The sequence below is a fragment of the Acidovorax sp. K2F genome, from assembly GCF_025246485.1.
Taxonomy (GTDB): domain Bacteria; phylum Pseudomonadota; class Gammaproteobacteria; order Burkholderiales; family Burkholderiaceae_C; genus Acidovorax; species Acidovorax delafieldii.
On record NZ_JAOBSQ010000026.1, the window covers coordinates 231,485 to 248,050 of the forward strand.

15 protein-coding genes are annotated in these 16,566 nt (G+C 66.2%); 5 read left to right on the forward strand and 10 right to left on the reverse strand.

All coding sequences use genetic code 11. The annotated features are described in order from the left end of the window. The first annotated feature begins 65 nt into the window (after positions 1–65). Positions 66–494, forward strand: coding sequence for an Hsp20/alpha crystallin family protein (locus N4G42_RS08325; RefSeq protein WP_056743473.1), 429 nt, complete (start codon positions 66–68; stop codon positions 492–494). Between the two features lie 103 nt (positions 495–597). Here the strand turns inward: N4G42_RS08325 and N4G42_RS08330 are convergent, their stop codons facing one another. From N4G42_RS08330 to N4G42_RS08340, 3 genes are read right to left on the reverse strand one after another with little or no spacing between them, the layout of a single operon-like run. Beyond that, positions 598–1,248, reverse strand: a complete 651-nt coding sequence (locus tag N4G42_RS08330) for an ABC transporter ATP-binding protein (protein WP_260666832.1) — start codon at positions 1,246–1,248, stop codon at positions 598–600. Next, positions 1,245–2,246, reverse strand: a complete 1,002-nt coding sequence (gene miaA / locus N4G42_RS08335) for a tRNA (adenosine(37)-N6)-dimethylallyltransferase MiaA (protein ID WP_260666833.1) — start codon at positions 2,244–2,246, stop codon at positions 1,245–1,247. The genes N4G42_RS08330 and miaA overlap by 4 nt, the downstream gene beginning before the upstream one ends. Then, positions 2,233–3,474 (reverse strand): multidrug effflux MFS transporter, encoded by a 1,242-nt coding sequence (locus N4G42_RS08340; RefSeq protein WP_260666834.1) that lies wholly within the window; start codon positions 3,472–3,474, stop codon positions 2,233–2,235. The genes miaA and N4G42_RS08340 overlap by 14 nt, the downstream gene beginning before the upstream one ends. A gap of 249 nt (positions 3,475–3,723) precedes the next feature. Here N4G42_RS08340 and N4G42_RS08345 point away from each other — a divergent pair, with 249 nt between their 5' ends. Further along, entirely contained in the window at positions 3,724–5,106 is a 1,383-nt protein-coding gene (locus N4G42_RS08345) for a serine hydrolase domain-containing protein (protein WP_260666835.1), read from the forward strand. A 37-nt stretch (positions 5,107–5,143) separates the two neighbouring features. On the opposite strand, the gene N4G42_RS08350 is transcribed toward N4G42_RS08345, so the two are convergent. The 3 genes from N4G42_RS08350 to gdhA form a co-directional block, all read right to left on the reverse strand. Further along, positions 5,144–5,977 carry an alpha/beta hydrolase gene (locus N4G42_RS08350; RefSeq protein WP_056743467.1) on the reverse strand — a complete coding sequence of 278 codons (834 nt, stop codon included), beginning with the start codon at positions 5,975–5,977 and terminating at the stop codon, positions 5,144–5,146. 124 nt (positions 5,978–6,101) lie between these two features. Further along, positions 6,102–7,235, reverse strand: coding sequence for a PilT/PilU family type 4a pilus ATPase (locus N4G42_RS08355; RefSeq protein WP_260666836.1), 1,134 nt, complete (start codon positions 7,233–7,235; stop codon positions 6,102–6,104). A gap of 152 nt (positions 7,236–7,387) precedes the next feature. Further along, a complete protein-coding gene (gene gdhA / locus N4G42_RS08360; RefSeq protein ID WP_108499001.1) occupies positions 7,388–8,731 on the reverse strand; it encodes an NADP-specific glutamate dehydrogenase in 1,344 nt (447 codons plus the stop codon). Positions 8,732–9,007: 276 nt separating this feature from the next. Here gdhA and N4G42_RS08365 point away from each other — a divergent pair, with 276 nt between their 5' ends. Further along, entirely contained in the window at positions 9,008–10,171 is a 1,164-nt protein-coding gene (locus N4G42_RS08365) for a glycerophosphodiester phosphodiesterase (protein ID WP_108499002.1), read from the forward strand. A gap of 87 nt (positions 10,172–10,258) precedes the next feature. Here N4G42_RS08365 and N4G42_RS08370 read toward each other — a convergent pair whose 3' ends face one another. Both N4G42_RS08370 and mutL read right to left on the reverse strand, forming a co-directional pair. Next, positions 10,259–10,945 carry a hypothetical protein gene (locus N4G42_RS08370; protein WP_260666837.1) on the reverse strand — a complete coding sequence of 229 codons (687 nt, stop codon included), beginning with the start codon at positions 10,943–10,945 and terminating at the stop codon, positions 10,259–10,261. A gap of 67 nt (positions 10,946–11,012) precedes the next feature. Then, on the reverse strand, positions 11,013–13,088 hold the full coding sequence (gene mutL / locus N4G42_RS08375; protein WP_260666838.1) for a DNA mismatch repair endonuclease MutL: 2,076 nt from the start codon (positions 13,086–13,088) through the stop codon (positions 11,013–11,015). A 108-nt stretch (positions 13,089–13,196) separates the two neighbouring features. Here mutL and N4G42_RS08380 point away from each other — a divergent pair, with 108 nt between their 5' ends. Next, on the forward strand, positions 13,197–13,844 hold the full coding sequence (locus N4G42_RS08380) for a DedA family protein (protein ID WP_260666839.1): 648 nt from the start codon (positions 13,197–13,199) through the stop codon (positions 13,842–13,844). 113 nt (positions 13,845–13,957) lie between these two features. On the opposite strand, the gene N4G42_RS08385 is transcribed toward N4G42_RS08380, so the two are convergent. Next, positions 13,958–14,197: a glycine zipper 2TM domain-containing protein gene (locus N4G42_RS08385; protein ID WP_056061634.1), complete on the reverse strand. Its 240-nt coding sequence runs from the start codon at positions 14,195–14,197 to the stop codon at positions 13,958–13,960. A 245-nt stretch (positions 14,198–14,442) separates the two neighbouring features. Here N4G42_RS08385 and N4G42_RS08390 point away from each other — a divergent pair, with 245 nt between their 5' ends. After that, the gene (locus tag N4G42_RS08390) at positions 14,443–16,023 is read left to right on the forward strand and encodes a methyl-accepting chemotaxis protein (RefSeq protein WP_056743451.1); all 1,581 of its coding nucleotides are present in this window, start codon (positions 14,443–14,445) and stop codon (positions 16,021–16,023) included. Between the two features lie 89 nt (positions 16,024–16,112). Here N4G42_RS08390 and N4G42_RS08395 read toward each other — a convergent pair whose 3' ends face one another. Then, on the reverse strand, positions 16,113–16,454 hold the full coding sequence (locus N4G42_RS08395) for a cupin domain-containing protein (protein WP_056061641.1): 342 nt from the start codon (positions 16,452–16,454) through the stop codon (positions 16,113–16,115). Between the last annotated feature and the right edge of the window lie 112 nt (positions 16,455–16,566).

Below are 16,566 nucleotides of genomic sequence, written 5' to 3' on the forward strand. Positions count from 1 at the left end.
GTCAGGGCCCGCTCTCCTGCGCTGGCTCAGTTGTCTGTTTGAACCCCTTTTCAGGAGCCCAAACCATGAACTCTCTTGTGACCCGTGGCAGTCTGTTTGACGACTTTTTCAAGGACATTGCCCCCGGCTTTTACGTGCGCCCGCTGCATGGCGACAACCTGCCTTCGCCCAGCCAGATCAAGGTGGATGTGAAGGAAACCGAAGGTGGCTACACGGTGCAGGCTGAGGTGCCCGGCGTGGCCAAGGAGGACATCCATGTCTCGCTCGAAGGCAATGTGGTGAGCCTGCGCGCCGAGGTGCGCCAGCACGATGAAAAGCGTGAGGGCGAAAAGGTGCTGCGCAGCGAGCGCTACTTTGGCGCTGTGGCCCGCAGCTTCCAGTTGCCCGCCGATGTGGACGCCGCGCAGGCCAAGGCCAAGTACGACAACGGCGTGCTGACGCTGAACCTGCCCAAGAAGGTGAACAAGGCGGCGCAGCGGCTGAACATCGAGTGAGCGTGGCTCACACAACCCTTCTGGCGTCGTTGCTGCGCTTGGCCAGAACCGCTGCGCTGGGCAGTGTGATCCGCTCTACGCCTTCGCTGAAGTTCGGGTTTGCCTAGGCGGCGATGCCGCTGGCAGTGAGGCGCAGCACCCGGTCGGCCCGCGCCGCAGCAGCGTCGGAATGGGTGACCAGCACCAGCGATGCGCCGTGCTCGCGTGTCTGCGCCAGCAGCAGGTCCATCACGCGCGTGGCGGTGGTGGGGTCGAGGTTGCCGGTGGGCTCGTCGGCCAGCAGCAGGGCGGGGCGGTGCACCAGCGCGCGGGCGATGGCCACACGCTGCAGCTGCCCGCCGCTGAGCTGCTGAGGCAGCCGTGCGCTGAAGGCCTCCAGGCCCACAGCGGCCAGCATGTGCTGCACCCGGGCCGCGTCGGTTTGGCCCAGCAGCATCAGCGGCAGGGCCACGTTCTGTGCCACGTCCAGGTGCGGCAGCACGTGGAAGGCCTGGAACACAAAGCCCACATGCGCACGGCGCCACAGCGCACGGGCGGTGTCGTCGAGCTGGCCCAGGTCGGTGGAGCCGTGGGTGACGCTGCCGGTGTCCCAGGTATCCAGCCCCGCCAGGCAGTTGAGCAGGGTGGACTTGCCCACGCCCGAATCGCCCACGATTGCCACAAACTCGCCGGGTGCCACGGCGAACTGCACGTTGGCGAACACCGGCGTGCTGCCGTAGTGCTTGCCCAGGTTCTCCACACGCAGCAGCGTCATGGCGTGGGCTGCTCCAGGCGCTGCAGCACGGCCTGCACCAGCGTGGCCACGGCATGGGGCTGGTCGCAGGCGATGGCGTGGCGCTGCGGCATGCTGCGCAGCCAGGTGATCTGGCGCTTGGCCAGTTGCCGTGTGGCGGCAATGCCGCGTTCGCGCAGGAAGGCCGTGTTCAACGGGGTGCCTGAAGGACGGCTGGCCTGGAAGTCGAGTTCTTCCCACACCTGCCGGTAGCCTACGCAGCGCATGGAGGGCAGGTCGGGATGCAGGTCACCGTGTGCGCGCAGGGCCGCCACCTCATCAATGAATCCTCCGGCCAGCATGGTGTCGAAACGCTGGGCGATGCGCTCGTGCAGCCAGGCCCGGTTGTCGGGTTCCAAGGAAAAAAGCGCGCTTGCGCCGGTGTTGTTTGTGTTGTCTGCTACCTTTTTAATAGTGTGAAAGCTCGACAACGGCTGGCCCGAGAGATGCCACACCTCCAGCGCACGTTGAATGCGCTGGCTGTCGCCGGGGGCCAGGCGCGCGGCCGTCACTGGGTCCACACGCGCCAGCTCGGCATGCAGGGCAGGCCAGCCCTGCTCGGCCGCCTGGGCTTCGATCTTGGCGCGCACCTCGGGGTCGGCGGCGGGCATGTCGTCAATGCCATCAAACAGGGCCTTGAAGTACAGCATGGTGCCGCCCACCAGCAATGGCAGTGCGCCGCGCGCGCGGATCTCGGCGATGAGCCGGGTGGCGTCCTGCACAAACTCGGCGGCGCTGTAGGCCTGCAGCGGATCGCGGATGTCGATGAGGTGGTGCGGCACGGCGGCGCGCTCGTCGGGCGTGGGCTTGGCGGTGCCAATGTCCATGCCCCGGTACACCAGGGCCGAGTCCACGCTGATGATCTCGACCGGCCGGCCCTGTTTGCCCAGCACGGCGGCCAGCGCCAGTGCGCCGGCGGTCTTGCCCGACGCCGTGGGGCCCGCCAGGGCGATGGTAGGTAGAGTGTCAGGCGTGCTCACGGGGCGCTCCAAACTTTTGCACCAGCGTCCACGAGATCACGGCCAGCACCACCGACCAGAACCAGATGCCGTTGACCAGCGGCCACACCGTGCCATCGAGCCGCAGCCCCAGCCAGCCGCCAATGGCAAAGGCCGCCAGCATCATCATGAAACCGTTCAGGGCCGATGCGACGCCCGCCGCCTTGGGGAAGGGCCCCACCGCGCCGCTTTGCCCGCAGGGCTGGTGGATGCCGTGCGCCACCATGAACAGGTAAAACGGTAGCGTCAGTGCCCAGGGGTGGTGCCAGCCCATCCAGGCCACCAGCGCCATCAGCGTGCCGCCGCTGGCGCTCAAGGCCCCGGCAATGGCCACCGTGCGCTGCAGGCCAAACCGTGCCAGCAGAGCGCGGCACACGAAGGTACCTGCGAAGTAGGCCACGCAGGCAGACGCCATGACCCAGCCATACATGGTGCGCGTGAGGCCCAGCACGTCGATGTAGACGAACGAGGACGACGCCAGAAAGGTGAACAGCCCACCATAGGTGGCCGTGGTCTGCAGCGAAAACGCCCAGAAGGTGGGGCTGCGCAACACCTGTTGCCAGGTGCCCATCAGCGCACGGGGCTGCAGCGCTTGGGGGTTGCGGTGGGTCAGGGTCTCGGGCAAGCGCAAGGCCACCAGCGCCAGCGTGACCACGGCATACACCGTGAGAGCCAGCAGCGCAGCGCGCCAGCCCAGCCATTCGCTCAGCAGGCCACCCATGGGCGCGCAGATGCAGGCCACGATGCCGAGCCCCGTGAGCGCCTTGGACATGGCGCGGGCGCCCTCCAGCGGCGTATACAGGTCGCGCACGATGGCGCGCGCGCACATCACCACGGCACCCATGGCAGCACCCTGGGCGATGCGCCACAGAATCAGCAGGCCCATGGTCGGCGCAAAGGCGCTGCCCAGCGAGGCCACGGTGTAGATGGTCAGGCCCGCCAGCAGGATGGGGCGGCGGCCAAAGCGGTCAGACAGAGGGCCCCACACCATCTGAGAACAACCAAACGCCAGCAGCAGCCCGCTGAGCGTGAGCTGCGCCGCCGCCATGGGCGCGCCCAGGCTGCGGGTGAGCGCGGGCAGCGCGGGCAAGTACAGGTCGGTGGTGACGGGCTGGATGGACAGCAACAGGGCCAGTACCAGAATGGCCAGGCCGGGTTGGACAGAGACAGGGGCGGCCGCAGACGCTGCGGTGGCGGAGGGGGCAGACATATCTGTCTGAGCGTACCAGAAGGGGTGGGCGCGCTGCAGGCAGGGCGGTGGACCCAGGCGGTGAGAACTTGCGCAAATTTATGTATGACAAAGGTCGCGCGGGTGACATCCTGCCTTGCGCGGGGCGCAGCACCATGGTGGGGCGGTGGCTGGCAGCCCGTCATGCCTTGGACGCTGTTCTGAGGGACGCTTCGCCCGGATGCTGCACCAAGCAACACAACACAACACAACACCACAAGGAGACAAGCCATGGACAAGACTCCCAGCGCCTCTGCGGCGCAAACCACTCACCCTTTGCATCCTGCGCAGCCCCGGCGTTCTTGCGCATTCCCCGCCGCGCTGTGGCGGGCAGCCTGCGCTGCGGCGGCACTGGGTGTGGCCTTTGCGGCCCCAGCCCAGGCGCAGGCCCCGGCGCTACCGGCGCCCGAGACCGTGACGCTGGACAAGCTGGGCTACATGAGCACCTTCCCACCCGAAGGGGCGCAGCGTGTGGACCTGAGCAACTCGTACAAATACCCGCAGCTGCGCTGGGCCGTGCAGCACCTGCGCGAGCTGCAGCCCACGCGCAATATCCGCCGGGGCGCGGCGGCACCATCTGCGTTGCAGGCCGACCCGCGACCACTGGGCGCAGTGGCATTCGATGACGACAAGGGCCAGCCCATCACGGTGGACCAATGGTTCACCCGTACCTACACCGATGCGCTGGTGGTGATGCACAAGGGCCGCGTGGTGTACGAGCGCTACGACAACCAGATGAAGCCCTACTCGCCGCATCTGCTCTTCTCGGTCACCAAGTCGTTCACCGGGCTCATGGCGGCGCAGCTGGCGCACGAGGGCAAGATCGACCCCGAGGCACTGGTGACCAAATACGTACCCGAGCTGGCGGAGTCTGCCTGGGGCGACATGAAGGTGCGCGATGTGATGGACATGACGGGCGCCGTGCGTTTCCGCGAGGTCTACACCGACCCCACCACCGAGATTTTTGGCTACAGCTGGTCCAGCGGCCTGCTGCCACGTCCGCCCGGTTACCAGGGGCCGACCAATGTCTACGACTTCCTCAAGACGCTCAAGAAGGAAGGCGAACACGGCGCCGGTTTTGTGTACCGCACCGTGCATTCGGAGGTGCTGGGCTGGATCGTGTCGCGCGCTACCGGCAAACACTGGGCCGAGCTCATGAGCGACAACATCTGGCAAAAGCTGGGCACCGAGGAAGACGCCCATGTGATGGTGGACAGCGTGGGCACGCCGCTGCAGGGCGCAGGCCTCAACGCCACGGCACGCGACCTGGCGCGGTTTGGCGAAATGCTGCGCCTGGGAGGCAGCTTCAACGGCCAGAAGATTTTTGACAAGGCCGTGATCGAAGACACCGCCAAGGGCGGCGACCGCGAGAAGTTCAAGATGGGTGGCATGGCCTTTCGGCCCGGCTACAGCTACCGCAACCAGTGGTGGGTGCTGCACAACGCCGACGGCGCCTACGAGGCTGCGGGCATCCACGGCCAGTTCATCCACGTGAACCCGGCTGCCGAGATGGTGGTGGTCAAGCTGTCGTCCCACCCTGTGGCGGGGGCAGGCTTTACCCACCCGCTCACCCTCAAGGCCTGGGCAGCGCTGGCGCAGGCGGTGCGCCGCTGAGACAGCGCGGCTGACTCGTCGCGGCGAGCCGCTGCGCTTACTTCAGGTGGAACAGCGAGGCCACGGCCTCGCGGTACTGCCGTTGGCCCACAGAGTTGGTGTTGTGGTGCGAGCCGCCCTCTACCAGCACAAACTGCTTGGGCTCCCGCGCTGCCTCGTACAGCTGGCGGCCGAGCGTGGGGCGGATCAGGCTGTCGTCGCTGCCATGCACCACCAGCAGCGGCGAGCCGATCTCGGCCACCTTGCGGATGGATTCGAACCGCTGCGTGATGAGCGGCGACACCGGCAGCCAGCCCCACTTGAAGGTGCTGACCACGTCGGGGATGCTGGTGAAGGTGCCTTCGACGATGGTGCCCTTTTCATCCGGCACCTGGCGCGCCAGATCGATCGCAATGGCGCCGCCCAGCGAGTGGCCGAAGATGTAGCGCGGCTTGTCCGGGTGCTGCTCGGCCAGCCAGTTCCAGGCGGCGCGGGCGTCCTCGGCGGCGGTGGCCTCGGACGGCAGGCCTGCGCTGCTGCGCCCAAAGCCCCGGTAGTCGATGGCCAGCACCGAAAAGCCCAGCTCCTGCATGCGCCGGATACGGCCTGACGAGCCCGCCACGTTCCAGCGCGCGCCGTGCAGGTACAGCAGCACCGGCGCGCCGGCCTGGGTGTGGGGCAGCCACAGCCCGTGCAGTCGCTCGGCCTTGCCGCTGGCGTCGGAGGCGAACTCGATCCAGACGTCCTGCATGCCTTCGGTGGACGGCGCGCCGCCCCAGCTGCGGTCGCTGGGCTGGAAGATCCATTCGCGCTGCTTGGCGTCAAGGGTGGCGCAACCCACGCTCACGGCCACCACCAGCCCCAGGGATGCAAGAAGAGGGATTCGTTTCATCGTCCGACTGATTCTGGCGCAGGTACAAAAGTTCGGTGAGGATCAAGCACGGGAGCCGGTGGCTTGCAGTGGTGGAGCAGACGATATCCCTGGCGCCGTCCCGGCGCTGGCGCCAGCACGCCGTTCACGACAGCCGCGAGGCCGACTGCATGGGCGAGGAGGTATCGATGGAAAGCTCTCCTGCATCCTGCGTGGTCACGCCGGCCGCCAGGCGCACGCGCAGCGCCAGGTCGGTGCGCGAGTCTGCGTTGTGCAGGGCCTCGTCCAGCGAGATGCGGCTGTCGGTGTAGAGCTGGTACAGCGCCTGGTCAAAGGTGCACATGCCGATCTCGGTGCTGTGGCCCATGGCCTCCTTGATGCCCGAGAACTCACCCTTGGCGATCAGGTCGGCGATGTAGGGCGAGTTGAGCATCACCTCCACCGCAGGCACCAGCTTTTCGTGCAGGCCGGGGATCAGGCGCTGCGAGATCACGCCGGCCAGGTTCAAGCTCAGGTCCATCAGCAGCTGGTGGTGGGCGTCTTCGGGGAAGAAATTGATGACCCGCTCCATGGCCTGGTTGGCGTTGTTGGCGTGCAGCGTGGACAGGCACAGGTGGCCGGTCTCGGCATAGGCAATGGCCTGCTTCATGGTGTTGCGGTCGCGGATCTCGCCGATCATGATCACGTCCGGCGCCTCGCGCAGCGCGTTCTTCAGGGCCTCTTCGTACGACTGCGTGTCGATGCCCACCTCGCGCTGGTCCACCACCGAGCGCTTGTGCGCGTGCAAAAACTCCAGCGGGTCTTCGATGGTGAGGATGTGGCCCGTGACGTTCTCGTTACGGTAGTTGATCATCGATGCCAGCGTGGTCGATTTGCCCGAGCCCGTGGCCCCGGTCACCAGCACCAGGCCGCGCTTGCGCAGCACCAGCTTTTCCAGCACCGGGGGCAGGCCCAGCGCGGCCAGCGGCGGGATCTTGTTCTTGATGTAGCGCACCACCATGCCGGTTTCGCCGCGCTGCACGAACACGTTGACCCGAAAGCGCCCCAGGTTCTCGGCCGAGATCGACAGGTTCATCTCCTGCTTGGCCTCGAACTCGCCGATCTGCTTTTCGTTCATCACCGCGTAGGCCAGCTGCTTGACCTGGCCGGGCAGCAAGGCGGGCATCTTCAACGGGTGCGTGACCCCTTCGATCTTGAGATTGACCGGCGCACCGACACTGAAAAAGAGGTCCGAGCCTCCCTTTTCGACCATGACGTTCAAGAAGCTGAAGATTTCCACGGCGGACTCCCGAAAGTGTGCGTATTGGTTTTCAAGTGCAGCATAGCCTGCACTGCGCTGCGCGCCAAAAACAAAGGGGCCGAAGCCCCAGTGATTTGCTGTATGAACAGGCGCTTGGAACGCAAACACGTTCCAAGGCCCGGCCCTTCCCCTTACACCACGCCCTGCGCCAGCATGGCGTCGGCCACCTTCACAAAGCCAGCGATGTTGGCGCCGTCGATGTAGCTCACGCTGCCATCAGCGCGCTTGCCGTAGTGCAGGCAGGCTGCGTGGATGCCCTGCATGATCTGCAGCAGTCGGGCGTCCACCTCCTCGCGGGGCCAGGACAGGCGGGCGGCGTTCTGGCTCATCTCCAGGCCGGATGTGGCCACGCCGCCTGCGTTGCTGGCCTTGCCGGGGGCGTACAGCACGCCTGCGGCCTCAAAGGCCTTGGCGGCCTCGATGGTCGAGGGCATGTTGGCGCCCTCGGCCACGCAGAGCACGCCGTTCTGGATCAGCGTTTTCGCGTCGTTCTCGTCCAGCTCGTTTTGCGTGGCGCAGGGCAGGGCCACGTCCACCTTCACATGCCAGGGGCGGACACCCGCTTCAAACTTCACACCCGTGCGGGCGGCGTAGTCGCTCACGCGGCCGTAGAGGTGGTTCTTCACATCCATCAGGATGGCGAGCTTTTCGGGAGTGAAGCCATCCTCGTCCACCACGGTGCCGCTGGAGTCCGACACCGTCACCACCTTGGCGCCCAGCTCCATCGCCTTTTGCACGGCGTATTGCGCCACGTTGCCCGAGCCGGACACCGACACGCGCAGGCCGTCGAACGAACGGCCTCGGGTTTTGAGCATTTCCTGCGCAAAGTACACCGTGCCGTAGCCTGTGGCTTCAGGGCGGATCAGCGAGCCGCCGAACGACAAACCCTTGCCGGTGAACACGCTGGCCGCGTTGTTGGCCAGCTTTTTGTACATGCCCGCCATGAAGCCCACCTCGCGGCCGCCCACGCCGATGTCGCCGGCGGGCACATCGGTGTCGGGGCCCACATGGCGGTACAGCTCGGTCACGAACGCCTGGCAAAAGCGCATGACTTCGCCAGGGCTCTTGCCCTTGGGGTCGAAATCGGAACCGCCCTTGCCACCACCCATGGGCAGCGTGGTCAGTGCGTTCTTGAAGGTCTGCTCAAACGCCAGGAACTTGAGCACCGACAGGTTGACTGACGGATGAAAACGCAGGCCGCCTTTGTACGGGCCGATCGCCATGCTGTGCTGGATGCGGTAGCCCCGGTTGACCTGCACGCCGCCATGGTCGTCCACCCAGGACACGCGGAACATCACGATGCGCTCGGGCTCCACCAGCCGCTCCAGCAGACCATGCTCGGCATAGCGCGGGTGCTGCGCGATGAACGGCCAGAGGCTTTCCATCACTTCGGTGACGGCTTGCAGGAATTCCGGCTGGCCGGGGTTGCGGAGCGCCACGTGGGAAAGGAAGCTCTCGGCGGTCGCGTGTTTCATGGTTCAAAAGGCTTTCAGCATCAAAAGGTCAACAACGTCAAAGATCGCTAACGCACCGGTTTGGCGCACTGCAACATCGAATTATGTTCAAAAGTTATACGTTCATGCCGATGCCTATGCACAATGGTGGGGAATGTGGCCGAGATATTTGCCACATATTGGTGCGGTTGGCATGTGGTGCGGCCGTCATGCGTTTGCAAAATGGACGTCATGGTCTTGTCACATGCCGACCCCACAGTTCGGCGGTTCTACCAACAACATAGCGAGGAGAAGAGCATGCACATCACTGGTGTGAAATGGGGAGCGCTGGCCATGGTGGCCACGCTGGCAGCCTGCGGCGGCAGCGACAACTATCCGTACCCCACCCTGAACGGCGACAAGCCCCTGGTGATCGGCCACCGGGGCACGGCGGGCTACCGGCCCGACCACACGCTGGAGGGCTACAAGCTGGCCATCGACATGGGCGCCGACTTCATCGAGCCCGACCTGGTCGCCACCAAGGACGGTGTGCTGGTTGCCCGCCATGAGCCCAACATCACGGGCACCACGGATGTCTCCACCCGCGCCGAGTTTGCGGGCCGCAAGACCAAGAAAGTGGTCGATGGCGTAGAGGAGGAAGGCTGGTTTGTCACCGACTTCACCCTGGCCGAACTCAAGACCCTGCGCGCCATCCAGCCTCTGTCGGACCGCGACCAGTCGTACAACGGCAAGTTCCAGATCCCCACCTTTGAAGAAGTGCTGGACCTGGCTAAGACCGAAGGCGCCAAGGCCGGCCGCACCGTTGGCGTGTACCCCGAAACCAAGCACCCCACCTACCACGTCAAGCAAGGCTTGCCGCTGGAAGACCGCCTGCTGGCCATCCTGGCCAAGTACGGCTACACCTCCAAGAGCTCGCCCGTCATCATCCAGTCGTTCGAGGTTTCCAACCTCAAGTACCTGCGCACCAAGACCCAGGTGCGCCTGGTGCAGCTGGTGGACGCGGACGATGTGAACCCCGATGGCACCATGTCGCTGGTGGCCCCGTACGACAAGCCCTATGACTTTGCCGTGGCCGGTGACTCGCGCACCTTCGCCAGCCTGCTGACCCCCGCAGGCCTCAAGGAAGTCAAGACCTATGCCGACGGCATTGGCCCCTGGAAGCCGTACCTGATCCCCTCCAAGCAAGTGGATGCCAACAAGGACGGCAAGGCCGACGACCTGAACGGCGACGGCAAGATCGACGAGCGCGACCGCGTGATGATGGCGCCCACCGACGTGGTGAAGAACGCCCACGCCGAAGGCCTGTTCGTGCACGCTTACACCTTCCGCAACGAAGCCAAGCGCCTGGCCTCGGACTTCAAGGGCGACCCCAAGGCCGAGTACAAGCTGTTCTTCAACCTGGGTGTGGACGGCGTGTTCAGCGACTTTGCCGACACCGCCAAGGCTGCGCGGGACAACTGACCGCGACATCGGCCGTGACAGTGCGGCGTGCCGAACGCCCACAAAAAAGCCCGCATGCGCGGGCTTTTTTTATGCATTGCGCTTGTGTCAGAACCCCAGCGCAAACCCCAGGCTCAACAAGGTGCGACCTTGCTGGCGGCCCACGGTAACGTCGAGCTGCTTGCCAGGCGCCCACTCCCTCCGTGCACCCGTTTGAAACGTGGGGGCGCTGCCCCGGGTGCCAAAGGCCTCCAAGTGAGGCGTGATGGCACCCCAGCTGCGTTCCACCGATGCGCCCCAGGTGGCGCGCCAGGACTGGCCGCGCTCGCGCTGGCTGCCCAGGTTGGCATTGACCACGCCCCAGGTCGCAGCGCAGGTGCCGATGAGATTGAGCGCGACCACGCTGCCTGCGCTCTGCCCGGCACCTTGGCGCCGGTGCACGACGCCGGCGCTGCTGCCGGCATTGCAGCCTTGTTCTTGCGCGGGGCTCCACAGCCACTTGGCCTGCACGCCTTGCAAGGTGTGGCGCTCGTTGCGGTCACGTGCCAACACGGCGCCCAACTCCAGTCCGGCCATGGGGGTGAAGGCAGGGGCCATGTACACCGTGCCGGGCTGGCCGCGCTGGCCCTCCCACCACACTTCGACGTGACCATGGCCCACCTCGTCCACGCCCGCATCGTCCACGGTCAGGGGGCGCCCGGCGTGGGCGGACCAGGCCACGCACAGGGTGGTAGTGGCTGCCAGCATGCGCGATGCGGTGGCGTGGGTGGTACGGTGGTAGCGGTGCTGGGTCATGGAGGGCGGTGGGCAATGGCTGGAGGAAAGGGCTCTGGCTATGTCGCGGGCGGGGAAGTGCCCGCCGCTACCGACCGCGCAGGAACAGCGCATCCAGCTCCTTCATGCTCAACTGCCGCCAGGTGGGGCGGCCGTGGTTGCACTGGTCGGAGCGGTCGGTGGTTTCCATCTGGCGCAGCAGGGCGTTCATCTCGTCGATGGTGAGCTTGCGGTTGGCCCGCACGGCACCGTGGCAGGCCATGGTGCCCAGGATTTCATTGCGGGCGCGTTGCACCACGGTGGTGGCGTCGTGGGCGGCCAGCTCGGCCAGCACGCTGCGGGCCAGCTCCACCGGGTCGCCCTGCGCCAATGTGATGGGCACTGCGCGCACGGCCAGCGTCTTGGGCGAGAAGGGCACCACCTCCAGGCCCAGCGTGGCCAGCACGTCGGCAGACTCTTCGGCCGTGGCGACTTCCTGCGGCGTGGCAGCGAAGGTGGCAGGGATCAGCAAGGGCTGGCTGGCAATGCGCGCGCCACTGTCCACCTGGGCCTTCAGGCGTTCGTAGACGATGCGCTCGTGGGCGGCATGCATGTCCACCACCACCATGCCCTGGGCGTTTTCGGCCAGGATGTACACGCCGTGCAACTGGGCCACGGCCTTGCCCAGGGGCCAGGCGGTTTCGTTGCCATCGCGGCCCACAGGCCAGGCCGTGGGTGGGTTGCTGGCCGAGGGCTCGGTGGGGGAGCCTGCAACCGGAGCGGCCGTCTGTGCGGACGGCGCACCGTCCCAGGGCGTGGCAGATGCATGGTATGCGGCAGGCGTTGCCCATGCTGCGGGCGCATCTGCCTGGGCTGAGGGCGCCCACAAACCGCCCACGGCCGCGCCCGATGCGGGGTCTGCCACGGGGCTGACAGGCGTCGCACTGCGCGGCCCCCACAGAGCCTGCAGGTCTTCCACACGGTGACCACGTTCTTCAAATTTGATAGCGGCCTGGGCATTCCACACCGGCGCTTGGGGCGTCTGGGGCTTGAAATGCTCCCCATCACCGGCTGCGGAGGGGTTGGGTGCCGCCGCAGCCGCTGCCAATGCGGCAGCCCGTGGCGCAGCCAGCGCGTTTTCCACCGCATGGCGCACGGCCTGGTGCACCTCGCGGCTGTCGCGAAAGCGCACCTCGATCTTGGTGGGGTGCACGTTCACGTCCACACGCGCCGGGTCGATCTCGACATACAGCGCATAAATGGGCTGCTTGTGCCCGTGCAGCACGTCCTCGTAGGCGCTGCGGGCGGCGTGCGTGAGGACCTTGTCGCGCACGAAGCGGCCGTTGACGTAGCAATACTGGTGGTCGGGCCGCGAGCGCGCCGCGTCGGGCAGGCCTGCGCGGCCGGTGACGGTGACCGGGCCCACGCGGTGCTGCACGGCGACCGACTGGGTGACGAAGTCTTCGCCCAGCACGTCCGACAGGCGGCGGGCCAGCGCGTCATGGGCATCCTGGCCGGGCACGAAGGTCGCGCGCCACTGCTCCACCAGCTTGCCTTCGTGCCAGATGGCAAAGCCCACGTCGGGCCGTGCCAGTGCGTGGCGGCGCACGGATTCAATGCAGTGCGCCAGCTCGGTGGCGTCGGTCTTTAAGAACTTGCGGCGCGCGGGCGTGGAGAAGAACAGTTCCTTCACCTCCACCGTGGTGCCGGTGCTGCGCGCGGCGGGGCGCAGCTCGCCACTGCGGGCGTCCAGCAAGAAGGCGCTGGCCTGCGCGGCCGGGCGCGAGAGCAGGGCCATCTCCGACACCGAGGCAATCGCTGCCAGTGCCTCGCCCCGAAAGCCCATGGTGGCAACGGTCTCCAGGTCGTTCAGGTTGGTGATCTTGCTGGTGGCGTGTCGGCGCAGGGCCACGGGCAGCTCTTCTTGCGGGATGCCGCCGCCATCGTCCTCCACAGTGATCAGCCGCACGCCACCGGCCGACAGGCGCACGGTGATCTGCGTGGCACCCGCATCGAGCGCGTTGTCCACCAGCTCGCGCACCACCGAAGCGGGGCGCTCCACCACCTCACCCGCAGCAATCTGGCTGATGAGTTCATCGGGCAGATCGCGGATGGGGCGGCGCGTGGCGGTGGGGGGGCTGGAGGCGGGCTGCGCCGCTGCGAGGAAGGGGGTGGTGTCGTTCACCCACCGGATTTTAGGGCGGGGGCTGCGCAGGGGTATCGGGCTGAGGTGGGGCGTGATGGGGATAATGCGCCCACCTTTTTTCCGCGCCGCGCCCAGGCCCGCCTTTTCATGGAACTTGTCACTTTTCTCATCGACTTCATCCTGCATGTGGACAAGTATCTGGAGGCGTTTGTGCAGGCCTATGGCGTGTGGGTGTACGCCCTGCTGTTTGCCATTGTGTTTGTCGAGACAGGCCTGGTGGTGATGCCTTTTTTGCCGGGCGACTCGCTGCTGTTCATCGTGGGCGCGCTGTGTGGTGCCGGCATGATGAGCTTTCCGCTGGCGTGCGCGGTGCTGCTGGCGGCGGCCATCTTGGGCGACCAGTGCAACTACTCCATCGGCCGCTACTTTGGCCCCAAGGTGTTCCAGTGGGAGGATTCGCGCTGGTTCAACCGCCGGGCGTTCAACCAGGCGCACGAGTTTTACGAGCGCTACGGCGGCATCACCATCGTGATCGCGCGTTTCATGCCCTTCATCCGCACGTTTGCGCCCTTCGTGGCGGGCGTGGCGGAAATGAATCGCGCCAAGTTCACCGCCTACAACGTGGGCGGGGCGCTGCTGTGGGTGCTGGGCATTGCCACGGCCGGGTACTTCTTCGGCAACTTTGCGTGGGTCAAGGAGAACCTGGACAAGATCATCTGGGCGATGATTTTTGTGCCGGGCCTGATCGCCATCTTTGGCGCCTGGCGCGCCGGGCGCCAGGCCCGCACAGCCTGACAGACAGCGAATTTGCTACAAATAAAAGAGCGGCAGGCGCATGATTTACATGCGCCTGCCGCTCTTTTTATGCTCAGATCAACGCTCTGGGCGGGGAGGCACGTCCCAGAGGCTTAACGGCGGTAAGGGCGGCGTTGGTCGCGGTCTTCGCCCACTTCATGGCCGATGAGGGCGCCGGCAGCGGCACCGCCGATGGTGCCCACAGGGCCGCCGAAGATGGCGTTACCGGCAACGCCACCGACCACGGCGCCGACGCCAGTGCCGACCTGGGCGTTGGTGGGGTTGGATGCACAACCACCCAGTGCCAGGGCCGCAGTGCAGGTAGTCGCAAGAAGAATGTGACGGATGTTCATGGCGAGATTCCTTGATGGTTGTGGAGTCAGGCCGGGGTCCCCAATCCGCGGTAGCGGCTGAAGCTCGACCTGTGCCTCTACTGTGGCTGCCCGGCCGCGCGGTGGCTGTAGGCAGGCAAGGGTGCTGGGTGTAGGACAGGCGGCACAGGAGGAACTAAGGGTTTCCCTGCGCCTGTCGCTGTTGCCAACCGGGTTGCGCAGGCAGATCATTTCCTTGTCATACAAAACTTACACAAGGACACGCGATGACCCAGCACATCCAGCAAGCCGGCCGTGGCGGCGTGGGCACCCAGCTGACGGTGGCGCAGCAGATCGGGTTGATTGTGGGCGTGGCGGTGCTGGCGCTGGTGGTCGTCCTAGCGCTGAGCCTGGTGCGTGTGCAGCGCCTGGGGGCCACGGTGGATCAGCTGGCCACCGAGCAGGTGGAGCGGCTGCAATTGGCGCTGCGCTGGCGCAGCAACATCGCCGTCAATTCCACGCGTGTGTTCTCCATCGCCCAGACCGAGGGCGATGACCTCCAGAACTATTTCAAGGAGGCAGTGGCCGCCACCACCGCCGACACCAGCAAGGTGCAAAAGCGCTATACCGAGCTGGAAAACAGCCCGGAGGGCCTGCGCATCCAGGAAGAACTGGCCACCATCCGCAAGTCGTACCTGGAGTCGCGCGACAAGTCGCTGGAGCTGAAAAAGGCGGGTGACATGGCCCAGGCGCGCGCCTATGCGCTGGGCACGTTTGCGCCAGTGCTGGACAAATACAACGCCGTTGCCGACAAGATGGTGGATTACCAGGTGCGCCGCTCGGCCGAGCAGGCGGCCGAGGCGGCAGAGCTCATACAGTCCTACCGCATGACCGTGCTGGTGGCGGGTGTGGCGGGGCTGGCGCTGCTGGTGGTGCTGTCTTGGGTGGTGGTGCAGCGCATCCGCCGCTCGCTGGGGGCGGTGAGCGCGGTGGCGCAGCGCATTGGCGAGGGTGACCTGTCCCAACCCATCGAGGTGCAAGGGCGTGGCGAGGTGGCCGAGATGATGCGTGCCATGCAGGGCATGCAGACCTCGCTGGTGCGCATCGTGGGCGACGTGCGGCACAGCAGCGACAGCATTGCCACGGGCTCCAGCGAGATCGCGATGGGCAATGCCGACCTGAGCCAGCGCACCGAGGAACAGGCCAGCAACCTGGAGGAAACGGCTGCCTCCATGGAAGAGATCACCAGCACCGTGAAGAACAACGCCGACACCGCGCGCAAGGCGGCCACGCTGGCCGGCTCGGCATCGCAGGCTGCGGTCAAGGGCGGCGAGGTGGTGGGACAGGTGGTGACCACCATGCAGGACATTTCGGCCGCGTCCCGAAAGATCACCGACATCATCAGCGTGATCGATGGCATTGCGTTCCAGACCAACATCCTGGCGCTGAACGCGGCCGTGGAGGCCGCCCGTGCCGGCGAGCAGGGCCGTGGGTTTGCGGTGGTGGCCAGCGAGGTGCGCAGCCTGGCCCAGCGCAGCGCCGAGGCGGCCAAGGAGATCAAGGCCCTGATCAGCGCCAGTGTGGAGAAGGTGGAGAACGGCACCCAGCTGGTGAGCAACGCCGGGCAGAGCATGGAAGACATCGTCGCCCAGGTGCAGCGGGTGAGCGACCTGATTGGCGAAATCTCCAGCGCCACGGGCGAGCAGACCATCGGCATCAGCCAGGTGGGCGAGGCGGTGATGCAGCTGGACCAGGTCACCCAGCAGAATGCGGCCCTGGTGGAGCAGAGCGCTGCGGCGGCCGACAGCCTCAAGCACCAGGCGGCGCGGTTGTCAGAGATCGTGAGCGTGTTCCGGCTGGGGCGCTGACCGCGTTCAGTATCGCACGGTCTTCACCCCCTCAGGCCTTCGGGGCCCGGAGTGCAAAGAAGCCAATAAGCCAAGAGGCCGAAGAGGCCTCAGGTTTTCTCCGCAGGCTTGAGGCACATCGTCACCAGCAGTGAGGCAGGTTCTACCGCTTTGAGCGAATGCAGCGCGCGCGGTGCCAGGTGCACAAAGTCGCCGGGATGCAATTGCTGCACGCCCAGCTCGCTCGCAAACTCCACCACGCCCTCGATGCACTGCACGGTGGCCTCGCCGGGCGTCTGGTGTTCTTTCATGGATTTGCCCACGGGCAGGACCACCCGCATGACTTCGAGCTGGCCGGCTTTGAGGACGGCGGTGGTAACGGTGTCGGCCAGTCGTGCTCCCAGGGGACGCACGCTGACGATCTGACCAGATTGGGCGTGGGGCAGGGCCATGGCAGTTCTCCTTGCTGGCCAAGGCGCGGTGCGCGCCCGGCCGATGCAGGCTACTGTGCCTGCAGTTGGCAGTGCGCGCAAGGTGGGCTGGCCGTCCCGCGCGCGATGTCCC

Excerpts from the sequence above, each read along its gene's own strand:
- N4G42_RS08325 (WP_056743473.1), top strand. The coding sequence starts at position 66 with ATGAACTCTCTTGTGACCCGTGGCAGTCTGTTTGACGACTTTTTCAAG.
- N4G42_RS08330 (WP_260666832.1), bottom strand. The coding sequence starts at position 1,248 with ATGACGCTGCTGCGTGTGGAGAACCTGGGCAAGCACTACGGCAGCACG.
- N4G42_RS08340 (WP_260666834.1), bottom strand. The coding sequence starts at position 3,474 with ATGTCTGCCCCCTCCGCCACCGCAGCGTCTGCGGCCGCCCCTGTCTCT.
- N4G42_RS08345 (WP_260666835.1), top strand. The coding sequence starts at position 3,724 with ATGGACAAGACTCCCAGCGCCTCTGCGGCGCAAACCACTCACCCTTTG.
- N4G42_RS08350 (WP_056743467.1), bottom strand. The coding sequence starts at position 5,977 with ATGAAACGAATCCCTCTTCTTGCATCCCTGGGGCTGGTGGTGGCCGTG.
- gdhA (WP_108499001.1), bottom strand. The coding sequence starts at position 8,731 with ATGAAACACGCGACCGCCGAGAGCTTCCTTTCCCACGTGGCGCTCCGC.
- N4G42_RS08365 (WP_108499002.1), top strand. The coding sequence starts at position 9,008 with ATGCACATCACTGGTGTGAAATGGGGAGCGCTGGCCATGGTGGCCACG.
- N4G42_RS08370 (WP_260666837.1), bottom strand. The coding sequence starts at position 10,945 with ATGACCCAGCACCGCTACCACCGTACCACCCACGCCACCGCATCGCGC.
- N4G42_RS08380 (WP_260666839.1), top strand. The coding sequence starts at position 13,197 with ATGGAACTTGTCACTTTTCTCATCGACTTCATCCTGCATGTGGACAAG.
- N4G42_RS08385 (WP_056061634.1), bottom strand. The coding sequence starts at position 14,197 with ATGAACATCCGTCACATTCTTCTTGCGACTACCTGCACTGCGGCCCTG.
- N4G42_RS08390 (WP_056743451.1), top strand. The coding sequence starts at position 14,443 with ATGACCCAGCACATCCAGCAAGCCGGCCGTGGCGGCGTGGGCACCCAG.
- N4G42_RS08395 (WP_056061641.1), bottom strand. The coding sequence starts at position 16,454 with ATGGCCCTGCCCCACGCCCAATCTGGTCAGATCGTCAGCGTGCGTCCC.